Source organism: Nitrososphaerota archaeon, assembly GCA_027887005.1.
Taxonomy (GTDB): Archaea; Thermoproteota; Nitrososphaeria; order Nitrososphaerales; family Gagatemarchaeaceae; genus UBA183.
Genome location: JAPCJI010000004.1, coordinates 56,746 through 69,194 on the forward strand (window position 1 = coordinate 56,746; position 12,449 = coordinate 69,194).

Genomic DNA, 12,449 nt, shown 5'->3' on the forward strand with positions numbered 1-12,449 from the left:
CACCCGAACCGACCGTTGTCTTTCTATCTTCAACGTCGCCAAACCTTATAACGGCCACATCTGGATTTCTTCTTGGATGAGAATTTTCTATTCTCGTCAAAGACGTGCGATTTCCCGGATTCTGACGATCATTGTTATTGTGCTCATCGCAGTAGTGGCAGTTGCCGCCTACGAAATCTTCGCCCCCTCAACAGTCAGCAACCATCACCCCCAGGGGAAGGTTCTGGTCGCAATCAGGAACGCCCAGACAAGCGACATGGACCCGCGGGAAACTTCGAGCATCGACGTGGTCCAGAACGTCTACGACAGGCTCACCCTAGTTGAGCCGAACCAGACGGTGGTTCCACAGCTCGCGTTGAGCTGGACTTCGGCCAACAACTACACGCAATGGACCTTCAAGCTGAGGCAGGGGGTCACCTTCCACGACGGGACTCCGTTCAACTCCACCGCTGTCGTCTTCTCTATAACCAACACGGCACATCTGGGGCAGGGAGATGCACCTGACGTCTGGAACGGACTGGCGAGCGTTGCAGCCGTCGACCCCTACACCGTCCAGATCAACTGGACTTTCCCTGCAAACGTCCCTGCCATAGTGGGAGCCGGCTACTCCGCTTTCATTTTCAGCCCGCACATCTGGACCTACTCTGGCGTCAAAGCAGGGAACGAAACAGGCCTGTCCTTCTGGTTCGGCAGGTACCACGACGATGGGAGTGGGCCGTACATTATCGTGACAAACGAGTCCGCCTTTGCGACCGGGATAACCCTGTGGGCAAACACCAAGTACTGGGGAGGCTGGCAGCCAAACCAGTTCAGCCAGGTCTTCATCAAGTTCGTATCCCAACCCAACACCGCGGTACAACTTCTCCAATCAGGGCAGGTGAACATGACCGGCATCAGCGGCAACTTCCAGTTCCTGCCATCGCTCAGGGCTCAGGGTGTTGTCGCCGATCCGGCGACGTCTTTCGCTACAATCTGGTGCCTCTTCAACACGCGCCACCCTCTTCTGGACAGCTCCGTGGTGAGGAGGGCTCTCCTCACGGCCGTCAACTACGGCCAGGTCCTTAACCAGTCCTTCTATGGTTACGGGCACCTCTTCAGCGGTGGGATAAACCCAGGAAAGTTCGGCTACAGCAGCTCTGTCCCCGGCTATCCAGCCCAAGGAAACATCACCGAAGCAAAAGCGCTCCTAAGGTCCGTCGGCATAACCGGAGGGCTGAATGCGTCCTGGGTTGTGACATATTCGACAGGCAGCCCCTTCCTTGCAATCGCCGCTCAGGTGTTGCAGACGAACTGGGCGCCACTCGGCGTCACCCTCAGCATACAGGGGACGGATTTCGCTTCCCTTTCGATCAAGGCGGGATATTACAACTCTGCCACGAAGACCGTCTTCTCCCCCGGCCCGCTGAGTTACGCCAGCAGTAGCCAAGCTCAAGACATACTGCTCCTCAATTGGGTGGGCACGACCAACGATCCATGGCTGGTGCCCAACGAGCTGTTCGCCATCCAGCCGGATCCATACGAAAACGACATCCTGTACAACTGGAGCTACTGGCACAACTCGACATACACCACACTTCTGCAGCAGGCGCACATCGATGAGGCCCTCAACCCTCCCCGATCCATACAGGAGTTCGCGAAGTCGAACCTCATGCTCTATCAGGGCGCTCCTGGCTGGGCACTCTATGGTGAGAAGACCGTGCTAGCGCTGGGACCCCACGTAAAGGGCTACGTTGCGAATCCGAACTACGGGTTCGCGTACCCATTCTGGTACCAGATGTACTACGGTTGAGCTGCCTTGAATGTGGGCTGGTACGTAGTCAGAAGAGCTCTCCTGTCTCTCCTGGTGATACTGGGAACCGTTACAGTAACCTTCTATTTTTCTCACCTGCTCCCTGGGAATCCTGCGACCCTCTACGCAGGAAGCAATCCCAGCCCTGAAGAGATCCAAAGAATCACCCAGCAATACGGATTCGACAAGCCTCCCTTGGTCCAGTACTGGATCTACATTACGGGAATCTTCAGCGGTAACCTAGGTATCTCCAACATCGTAAGGCAGCCGGTCGCCAGCCTTGTATTCCAGGCTCTGCCAAACTCGCTTGCACTCGCCGCCATGGCGGCCATGATAGCCGCCATCATAGGGATCCCGCTGGGAATCCTCGCCGCCCGAAGCCGGAACAGAAGGCTCGACAGCATACTCCGCATCTTCTCGATGGGGCTGGTTGCAGTCCCCCAATTCTGGTCGGGGCTCATTCTCCAGATCGTCTTCTTCTCGACACTCCATGTTCTCCCTCTCGGTGGCTACGGAGGCTCCTTGTTCTTCTTCACTCAGCATCCCATCCCCACCATAACTGGCTCCTACGTCGTCGACGCCCTCCTCTCCGGCAACTTCGCTACAGAGGGGCGGATACTCTGGAGCCTGATACTCCCACTCGCGACGCTTTCGGCCTATCCCATCGGCGTGGTGATCAGGCAGACGAGGGCTGCGATGATAGGGACCCTGAATCAGGACTTCATCCGCACTGCCAGGGCCTACGGAATACCCAGGAGAGAGATCGAAATGAAGTATGCCCTCAAGAACGCCTTTGCCCCCGTCCTAGTCTCCCTCGGGCTTATCTTCGCCGGCTCTCTGATAGGGGTCGTCTTCGTGGAGGACATATTCGTCCTCCAGCCCGGGCTGGGCTCGCTCATCAGGACAGGACTCGGGGTGGGGACCACCTCCACTTCGATCAGCTCTCCTGACGTTCCCTTGATCATCGGGGTCTCTGTAGTAGTCTGCATCGTCTACGTCGTGACCAACTTCGCCGTCGACATGATTCAGCTGATGATGGACAGGAGAATCAATGTCTAATGAACGCCAACTCCCCTCGCCTCAAGTGGACAGGCAGAATCGCGCGTTCCATCCGGCCACTCCTTCACCAGAAGATGTTCCTGGCCGGGATAATCATCGTTGGGACTATGGTTTTCATTGGAATCTTCGCACCTTGGGTATCTCCCTATCCAGACCAAGGAGCGGGCCAGACCGCCAACACTACATGCCCGACCTCGGCCGCCGGCATCTGTCCCCCCTCGTGGCAACACCTCTTCGGAACCGAACAGACTGGCCGCGACATCATGAGCAGAATCTTCTTCGGCATCCGGACCTCGATCACAATCTCAGTTCTGGTTGTCATGATGGCCGTGGCCATCGGGCTCGCCGTTGGGCTAACCGCGGGATACTTCGGAGGCCTCATCGACGAAGCACTGATGCGGATTACAGACATCTGGCTGTCGTTCCCCCACCTCATCCTCGCCCTGGTGATAGTCGCCGTCCTCGGGCCAGGTTTCAACGATGTCTTGATCGCGCTCGGGGCGACCTGGTGGCCGGGCTTTGCGCGCCTTGCGAGGGCACAGGCGTTGGAGATACGTAGCAGACCCTACGTCATCGTCGCCAAGGCCGGCGGGGCCAGCAACAGGAGCATCATAGCAAGGCACATACTTCCCAACGCAATTTCTCCCCTGCTGGTGCTGATATCAGTCGACCTAGGGGCCGTCATCCTTGCTGAGGCAGGGCTGAGTTTTCTGGGTCTCGGGGTCAGGCCCCCAACCGCCGACCTGGGAGTCATGATAGCCGAATCCGCGAATCAAATCGCTACTTCTTGGTGGTACGCCTTATTCCCGGGCATCTTCCTCACTACCCTGGTGATCGGGTTCAACCTGGTGGGCGACACAATTAGAGACAGGCTCGACCCGAAGCTCCGGGTGGACATAGGGATGATGGACGCTGGCAAGCTGGGCCTTGGCAAGCTGGGGAGGCGCAACTGAACCGATGTCAGGCAACGCCGAACTCCTGACTGTCAACAATCTCTCCCTGGACTACCTTACTGCACAGGGGTCCACCCATGCCCTGAACGGAGTCAGCCTCTCTCTGAAGAAGTCGCAGATCCTGGGAATCGTCGGGGAGTCGGGATCGGGAAAATCGACCCTCGCGTATGCGCTGACCCGGCTGCTTCCACGAAACGCTGTGTACCGCTCAGGCGAGGTCCGCTTCGACGGGTTGTCCATGCTCGACCTTCCAGAGGAGAAGCTCCGTAGAATCCGTGGAAAGCGAATCTCCATGGTCTTCCAGGACCCGATGACATCCCTGAATCCCCTCTTCAAGGTGAAAGACCAGATAGGCAGGGTCCTCGAACTCCATAGGGGAGTCGACAGGGCCGAGGCGAAACGCCTTGCGGTGGGGCTTCTGAAGGCGGTTGAGCTTCCTGACCCCGAACAGGTGCTAGACTCCTATCCCTTCCAACTGAGCGGAGGAATGCAGCAGAGGACCATGATAGCGATGGCGCTTTCGACCCAGCCCGACCTGATAATTGCCGACGAGCCCACTTCCGCAGTCGACGCGACCATCCAGGTCCAGATCCTCGAACTTCTTTCACGGCTGAGGCGCGAGCACGAGTTCTCCATGCTCTTCATCACCCACAGCCTGAACGTGGTTTCAGCCGTCTGCGACTCGATCATCGTGATGTATGCCGGAAGCATTGTCGAAAGTGGAACAGTCTCCAAGATCTTCTCGTCCCCCAAGCATCCGTACACCCAGGCCCTCTTCGCGGCGGTTCCAAAGCCCAGGAAGAGCGTTGGCGAGGAAAAGATTCTAGCGTCAATAGGGGGGAGCCCTCCTGACCCTCAGGCCCTTCCTTCTGGATGCAAGTTCCATCCCAGGTGCCCCTATGTCTTCCTTAGGTGCAGGACAGAAGATCCCGCCTTCAGATTCGTTGAGCCGGGACACGCGGTGGCCTGCCACCTGTATCAGAGTTGATCATCGCTTGGAAACCCTAGTGTCCGTAAGATCTCTCAAGAAGTACTTCCCTGTGAGCCGCCTCCCGCTCACGAAGAAAGAGTACATCAAGGCCGTGGACGGCGTTAGCTTCGACATCGAGAAGAACACGGTGTTCGGCCTCGTCGGGGAATCAGGGTCCGGGAAGAGCACACTTGGCATGAGCATGATCAGGCTCATTGAGCCCACCTCGGGGAAGGTGACGATGGATGGCGTTGACGTGTTGAAACTGAAGGGAAAGGAGCGGATGAAGTGGAGCAGCCAACTCTCCTACGTCTACCAGAACCCCCTCTCCTCCCTGGATCCGACCTGGACGGTGAGGCAGTCCATCTCAGAGCCACTGGCATCGGCCCATGTCCCTGAGAGAGGGAGGGCGGAGATGGTTCTGCAATCACTCGCAAGCGTCGGTCTCCCTGATTATTTCCTGGAAAAGTTCCCCCACGAGCTGAGCGGGGGTCAGAGCCAAAGAGTGGCCATCGCCAGGGCGCTTGTGAGGCGGCCGAAGTTCATGATCCTCGACGAGCCCACCTCAGCGCTCGACGTCTCCATTCAGGCACAGCTTCTGAACCTCCTGATTGAGATCCAGACCGAGTTCGGCCTCACCTTCTTCTACATCTCACACGACCTGAACGTGGTCGGACGAATCTGCGACAGGATTGCGGTGATGTACCTCGGGAAGGTGGTCGAGATTGCGGACGTCTGGGCGCTCTTCAGCTCCCCCATGCACCCCTATACCCAAGCCCTGATTTCGACGACCCATTCCAAGTCTTTGAACTTCCTCGGCTTCCGACTGAGCGGTGAGCCCCCGAGCCCTCGGAACCCTCCGATGGGATGTCACTTCAACACAAGATGTCCATACGCTACCGACTTGTGCAAGAGCATCGAACCGGAACTCGCAGTCGTGAAGGGGGACCATCTCGTGGCCTGCCATAACCTCGACCTTGTGGCCCAGGGGAAGATTCAGGTCCCTGAGAACTTCCATCCGATCTCCACGAGCGGGGTCGAAACCGGAGGTCAGGTTGATTAACACTGGGCTGCGGGGCGAAGCTGCCTGTTGAAGTGGACCAAGCGAGCCGCCGTAGCCGTAATCGTGGTCACCCTCGCGATCTATGCGTTCCCTCCGCTGGTCTCGACTGCCCAGCCTTCGAAGATACAGCACATCATCTTCATCATCCAGGAGAACCACAGCTTCGACAACTACTTCGGGAAGTATCCGGGCGCGAACGGGTTCCCATCCGGGCTCGCCATCCCTGTAGACCCCAGCAATCCGACCTCCAAGGTATACGTTCCATATCTGCTCTCCGACGCCCAGCCCATCAATCTGACAGGCGATGAGCTCCCTCCTGGGGTATCCGATCCGATACAGTTGACCTTCAACCAGTCCCTGTTCCTACCGCACCATCTGAGCAGCGAGAGCGCCGGCCTCTTGACCAATTCCTGGGGCGCTGCGCATCAAGCCTATGCCAACGGCAAGATGAACGGGTTCATCACCGCCCAGGGAGGAAACACTGAAACCATGGGTTACTACGACATGAAGGACATCCCGTACTACTGGGACTACGCTGGCCACTACCTACTTGCTGACAACTTCTTCTCTTCTTTGATGGGTCCGACCTTCCCGAACCACCTGTACATCGCTTCTGGAGCCTCGGGCCCCGTAGCGGGGAACTACGGCTGGCTTGTGAACGGCTCCATCATCGCGAATCTGGGGGATTCCTATCCCTACAGTAGCCTGAGCCTCGGCTGGTCGACCCTCGCCCAGGAGATGTCGATGAAGAACGTCAGCTGGAACTGGTACGACGGGGACCCCGACGTCACAGTGGGAGGCGCTTGGAACGTCCTTCCACTTTTCGGCTACTTCCAGCACCACCCCGACCAGGTCACGCAGCACATCAAGAGCACCCAGTACTTCAGCCCTGACATCCAGGCGGGGAAGCTCGCCTCCGTTACCTGGGTCATCCCCGGCTCCTGGGAACCTCCCACGTACCCGTCGGGATGCTCAGGGGTCGACACCAGCGAACACCCGCCGGCTAGGAGTGACTGCGGGATGGACTACGTCTCCTACCTCGTGAACCAGGTTATGAAGAGCTCCTACTGGAACTCCACAACCATCGTGCTGACCTGGGACGACTGGGGAGGCTTCTACGACCATGTGGCCCCGCCCCGGGTGGACAACTTCGGCCTAGGCTTCAGGGTCCCTACGCTCGTCATCTCTCCCTGGGTGAAGCACTCGATAGATCACACCCAGTACGAATTCGGTTCCATGCTCAAGTTCGCTGAGACGACCTTCGGCCTACCGTCTCTGGGGACCAGGGACGCAAGCGTGAAGGACATGACCTCCATGTACGACTTCGGCCAGACACCAAATCCCACACTCATCGAACCGGCCAACTTCTTCCAGCAGGCTCCGCCCTCGAATTCCACCACCTCGCAGTCGACAACCCAGACCATCATCCAGCAACCCACGTCCTTGGGTTACTACCTGCTTCCTGCTGTAGGGGTTGCTGTCGCAGTCCTGGTGGCAGCAGGGGTTGTCATATTATTCCGAACAAGATCCTCGCGCACAAGGTCATCGGACGGCGAGCCGCCGGCCCGCCATCGACAGCCGTCCGAGTCGGATTTCGCGGAACGAATTCTCCCGCGGTTCGCAGCGAGGGAGCCCTTCGCAGTCTGAAGGGGCACGCTTAGGGTCCATCCCCCATCCTGCGGTGACGCCGAAGACATATCAGCCTAGCCGAGAAAGCGGTCGTATGCTCCCTCCCGGCGCTGTCAAGCCCGACTACCAGGGCTACTGCCTCTCCAACATCCCATCGACGGCGGTCAGTCTCCTCGGTGTCGACGGCGGGTCAAGGGTCCTGCCTGACGACGTCTTTAGCGGAACGGAGACCTCGGGAATCGACAACGTCGTGTTGATGCTTTTCGACGGCCTCGGTTACAAAGAATGGGTCCGCCAGGCCGGGAGCGGGTTCATAGGTTCTCTGACCAGGAAGGGCAACGTCCGGCCCATCACCACCGTCTTCCCCTCGACGACCGCGGCCGCCCTGACCACGATCAGCACGGGGCTCACCCCCCAGGAGCATGGGCTCCCAGAGTGGTACGTCTACATGCAGGAGGTAGGCGAGGTCATCGTCACGCTCCCATTCTCAAGGGCCAGCGAGAGCGGGAGGGACACCCTGGTTGGCGCCATGGACCCCCGGGACCTATTCGAAGGCGAGACCATCTTCGAACGACTGAAGGCTTCGGGGGTCGGGAGCGTTTCCTTCACCAACAGGTATCTTGCAGACTCCGCCTACTCGAAAGTCTCCAGGCGGGGGGCCGAGGTCGTCCCGTACATGTCTGCGTCCGACCTTTCGGTGGCCCTGAGAAGAAACCTGGAGGAGTCGCGCGGGAGGAAGCTCTTCTACGTCTACTGGTCCTATGTCGACACTATCGAACACGTCTTCGGGCCCAACACCGAAGAAGCCTCCGTCGAGGCCTCCTTGGTCTCCCACGCGTTCCAGGAAGGATTCCTTTCACGACTGAGCAGGGAGGCAGCCCGGCGGACCATCATCATCGCGACCGCAGACCATGGCCAGCTGAACGTCAACCCGGAAGAGACCCTCTACCTGAACAGATACAGGAAGCTGGTCCGCTCCCTGAATCTGGCCCCGTCAGGTGCAAGAATCCCACCGTGGGGGAGCGCAAGGGACGCCTACCTTAGCGTCAGGGACGACCGCCTTGACGAAACGGAGTCCTACCTGTCAAAGAAGCTTGAGGGAATCGCATCGGTCATGCGGACGGACGAAGCCTTGAATGAAGGGTTGTTCGGGCTCGGCAAGCCCAGCAAGAAATTCCTCAGAAGGATTGGCAACCTGATGATTCTCCCGCACGGGACGAACACCGTCTGGTACAGATACAAGAAAAAGGACGCGCTCGACCTCAAAGGGCACCACGGGGGCCTCACCAGGGACGAGATGACTGTCCCGCTGGCGACCGCCAGGCTGTCAGACATCCAATGAACAGAGCGGAGCGTGCGTCACCCCGATCTGGATTCGGACTGATGCGTGTTCAGAAATCCGTTAGGTTATTACGGGGGAGTCCCTTTACCGACCGTCAGACTCGATATGACGACATTCGTCCTAGTCCCGGGCGCATGGTTGGGGGCGTGGGCCTGGAAGGAAGTGACTACACTCCTCGAGAAGGGAGGTCATTCTGCCTATCCAGTCACGCTGACCGGAATGGGCGAAAGGGCCCACCTAGCCACGAAAGATGTCGGCATGGATACCGCCATCCAGGATGTCTTGAATGTAGTCAAGTACAACAGTCTCGACGATTTCGTACTGGCGGGGCACAGCTTTGCGGGCAAGGTGGCGGCGGCCGTAGCGGACCGCGTACCCGAAAAGGTGGAGAAGGTCATCTATGTTGATGCGTTCCGACCAGAGAGAGTGAGGACACCACAGGGAGCGTTCAACCCTGCCATAGAGTTCGGGCCCCCGCCTCAGGGGGGTTATGCGATTCCCCTAACCGAGGAGATTATCGATCGCATCGGGAAGGATGTCGTAGGCTCCAAACGGAAATGGATGATGTCCATGGCGACACCCTGGCCGATCAAGCTTGCGGCCGACTCGATCACACTGTCAAAGAACTACGACGAGGTGAAGGAGGCATACGTCTTCTGCAATCTCAGTGGCGACCCCGTCGACGAGATCATCGCTGGGAAGTGGGGGAAGCTGGAAGGTCCGTACAAAGTCATGGAAACAGGTCACTGGCCGATGATAACGAAACCCGAAGATCTTGCCGAAGACTTGCTGTCTTTGGCCGGCGCTCCGGCGCCATAGGCCTGTGGCCCTCCGTCTATCGGGTGTATGAATTGAATCAGTCAATCTTGGGGGTTCGGTCCACACTGGGCCCATTGAGCTATTTGCAGCGAGCGGATTCGCTGCGATTGGCCCCCTTCACCCTTCCAGAATGGGTACCTGGCTCGCCCAGCATTGTCTTCATGTCATACCTGGCAGTGAGGATCTCCCATTGAGGGATGACCATCCCTGAAGATGTTGAAGGCACTCCTCTTAATTGAGAAAGCTAAAATCAACTCCCGGGTCGGGCTTGGTGAGCAATCCTGCCCAAGCCAAGCTCCTCCCGAAGATTCTCAAATCGTGCGGATTTGTATTCGAGATACAGGCCCGGCTATCCTCCGGAAATCCTTGACGTGCTTCGCAAGGAAATAGGGTTCCAAAAGAACGAGGTCGTGGCCGATATAGGCTCAGGAACGGGGTTGCTCACGAAGCTCTTCCTATCAAATGGAAACAGGGTCTTCGCAGTCGAACCGAACGCGAGAATGAGGTACCACGCAGATCGTGACTTCGCAGGCTTCACTAATTTCGCAAGCGTCGCCGGGAAGGCCGAACGAACGAAACTAAGGAGGAAGAGCATCGACCTGATTACTGCCGGTGAGGCTCTGCATTGGTTCAATGCTTCTAGAACAACCAAGGAATTCTCACGGATTGCCAGGCCCGGCTGCCACCTTTGCGTTGTTTATACAAGATCAAAGACGGGAGGCAAATTAACTCGAGAGTATCTGAGGTTCATCAACAAATATCAACACGATCTAGCGAAAGTTCCTGAAATGAACCGAAAACTTGTGTCGCCCTACTTTAGGGGAGGGAAGTTCCTGAAGTTCAAGCTGTCAGGCACACAGGCGCTCGACATCGGGGGACTAAGGGGCAAGATCCTTTCATTCTCCTTCATGCCGACGCCAGAGGAAGCGGAGCGTTCGGAGGCGTTTAACAGGGCTCTCAAAAGGTTGTATAATTCAAACGAATCAGACGGGCAGGTAAGATTCTTCTATGAAACGACTGTACTCTTGGGGGAACCTTCTAACTAGAGATTTGGGAATGGTCATACATACCTATGTATCCATGACACCTCCTTACGGCGCGCAATCATTTTTGCCGACAAGTATACATCGCCGCTTCTCGGAGCGATAAACGACGTTTGTTCCTGTTCAAGGGGTGTAGTGGGACGTTCAGTTCAAGCCGCATCACCTAGTTTATGACCGAAGTCGTCACAAAGAGGTTCCCGCTCCCGTCAATCTGAACGCCGTATTCAGGAAGTGGGCTCGGTGCAGGCCCTCCGAGCACGTTTCCGTTGGAGGGGTCAAAGGTGGCTCCGTGGCAGGGGCACTGAATCGCAGACCCTCCCCCATACTGGACAGTGCAAGGCTGGTGGGTACAAGTCGCGCTGAATCCCTTCCACTGCCCATTGACGCTGATGAGCAGAGAAATGCCATAGCTGGGATGTTGGAAATAAGCCGATGTCTTCCCAGCCAGACTGCCGACCGTAGTGACGAAGACGTAGCCGGGAGGAACCTGAACCTGAGTCGTGCCGCTCGACCCAGTCTGAATGGTCTGCGTTGTCAGCTGCTGGGACTGAATCGATTGCTGCTGCCCCGCTCCTATCCTCGCCCAAATCTCGTAGACCCCCGAGACGCTTGTTACGATGAGAACCGATCCCACGACAAGGCTCTTGACGAACTCCCTTCGGTTCAAGACTTCCTTGCCCCTAGCGAAACAAACGCCTTGGTCAGGTGCTGCCATGCCTTGACCACCGCGATTGAAGCCGCAGTGAGAAGAATCACACTCGCAACTCCTGCCGGAATGTTGACGCCCGCGCCGGCAGAGTGGACGACTATCAAGGCGATTGTAGCCAGCGACATTGTTCCGTGAAAGAAAAGCGAGTCCCTGAACCGTTCGAGGAAAGCCGTCCCAGTGATCCACACGAAGACCGCCAATGCCGCGGAACCGTATCCAAGCAGGATTGCGTCTGTGATGGGGTAGTTGTAGAAGTAGGCGACGTGTAGGATTATGAACAGACCTGCGGCGGTTGCAGCGTAAACATGGACCTTCCTCAAGAGGCCGAGATTCTTGGTGTACTTGAGGAGGCGCCTTCTGACCAACATGAAGCATGCCGTGAATACCACGAACGCGAGGGCGAAGTACCCGAAGATGTCACCCGTGACGAACAACAATTGGACCAACTCCCTGCCTGACATTCACGATTCCATCATGCGCTTTGGACCGAGTCCCCGACGGCTAGGAGTCGAAGGTCGAGGCGCCATCATCAGAGTGTGATTGATCGTCCAACCCCCCGGACCCAGAACTGCCAGTATTGGTAGGAGGAGCGCTTGTGAGAAGGGAGCTACCACCGTTGCTCATTTTGGAAGCGCTGGCAGGGTTAGCAACGCTAATGCTGCTTCCCGGCGTCGAACGAAAGGGATTCGCAATGAACACCACTGCCCCGAACCCAACCAGGAAGACGAGGGCAAATACCGAGAACTTGGCAAGCCCTGAGTGAAGTTTGATCGGAGAACCAAGTCGCATGATTCTACTCTCAAATCATCTGATCCACCTATAATAAGTTGTGGTGCGGATTTCTATTTCTGAAATGAGGATTGTTAGTATTGATTCATTACGATTGTGAGAACCCGTAGTTCCCTTTTGATGTTCGGGCGCCTACCTGGACTGCGAAGTCCCGGCCAGTGACCTTCGCACTTGGAGATGGATTGGAACCCATATGGTTCAGCCCCTAGCGCGCTTGAAGGGTGTCGGTGCTACATCCAAACTAGGAGAGGATGTCGCGACCAAGACCAGTCATTCGAGGTCAA

General features: G+C 57.3%; 11 protein-coding genes. 9 read left to right on the plus strand and 2 right to left on the minus strand.

Annotation, left to right across the window (positions count from 1 at the left end; all coding sequences use genetic code 11):
- Positions 1–76 precede the first annotated feature (76 nt).
- From OK438_04790 to OK438_04830, 9 genes are all read left to right on the plus strand, one after another.
- Positions 77–1,789, plus strand: coding sequence for an ABC transporter substrate-binding protein (locus OK438_04790; GenBank protein ID MDA4124753.1), 1,713 nt, complete (start codon positions 77–79; stop codon positions 1,787–1,789).
- 12 nt (positions 1,790–1,801) lie between these two features.
- The gene (locus OK438_04795; protein ID MDA4124754.1) at positions 1,802–2,848 is read left to right on the plus strand and encodes an ABC transporter permease; all 1,047 of its coding nucleotides are present in this window, start codon (positions 1,802–1,804) and stop codon (positions 2,846–2,848) included.
- A complete protein-coding gene (locus tag OK438_04800; protein MDA4124755.1) occupies positions 2,848–3,801 on the plus strand; it encodes an ABC transporter permease in 954 nt (317 codons plus the stop codon). The genes OK438_04795 and OK438_04800 overlap by 1 nt, the downstream gene beginning before the upstream one ends.
- Positions 3,802–3,805: 4 nt before the next feature.
- The gene (locus OK438_04805; protein ID MDA4124756.1) at positions 3,806–4,789 is read left to right on the plus strand and encodes an ABC transporter ATP-binding protein; all 984 of its coding nucleotides are present in this window, start codon (positions 3,806–3,808) and stop codon (positions 4,787–4,789) included.
- 7 nt (positions 4,790–4,796) lie between these two features.
- Complete coding sequence (locus tag OK438_04810) at positions 4,797–5,834, plus strand: ABC transporter ATP-binding protein (protein ID MDA4124757.1); 1,038 nt, start codon at positions 4,797–4,799, stop codon at positions 5,832–5,834.
- 27 nt (positions 5,835–5,861) lie between these two features.
- The gene (locus OK438_04815; GenBank protein MDA4124758.1) at positions 5,862–7,481 is read left to right on the plus strand and encodes a hypothetical protein; all 1,620 of its coding nucleotides are present in this window, start codon (positions 5,862–5,864) and stop codon (positions 7,479–7,481) included.
- 76 nt (positions 7,482–7,557) lie between these two features.
- Positions 7,558–8,805 carry an alkaline phosphatase family protein gene (locus OK438_04820; GenBank protein ID MDA4124759.1) on the plus strand — a complete coding sequence of 416 codons (1,248 nt, stop codon included), beginning with the start codon at positions 7,558–7,560 and terminating at the stop codon, positions 8,803–8,805.
- Between the two features lie 105 nt (positions 8,806–8,910).
- On the plus strand, positions 8,911–9,624 hold the full coding sequence (locus OK438_04825; GenBank protein ID MDA4124760.1) for an alpha/beta hydrolase: 714 nt from the start codon (positions 8,911–8,913) through the stop codon (positions 9,622–9,624).
- Positions 9,625–9,950: 326 nt separating this feature from the next.
- Positions 9,951–10,670, plus strand: a complete 720-nt coding sequence (locus tag OK438_04830) for a class I SAM-dependent methyltransferase (protein MDA4124761.1) — start codon at positions 9,951–9,953, stop codon at positions 10,668–10,670.
- Between the two features lie 160 nt (positions 10,671–10,830).
- Here OK438_04830 and OK438_04835 read toward each other — a convergent pair whose 3' ends face one another.
- Both OK438_04835 and OK438_04840 read right to left on the minus strand, forming a co-directional pair.
- A complete protein-coding gene (locus OK438_04835) occupies positions 10,831–11,334 on the minus strand; it encodes a Rieske (2Fe-2S) protein (GenBank protein MDA4124762.1) in 504 nt (167 codons plus the stop codon).
- Entirely contained in the window at positions 11,331–11,813 is a 483-nt protein-coding gene (locus OK438_04840) for a hypothetical protein (protein ID MDA4124763.1), read from the minus strand. Before OK438_04840 ends, OK438_04835 begins: the two co-directional genes overlap by 4 nt.
- Positions 11,814–12,449: the final 636 nt, after the last annotated feature.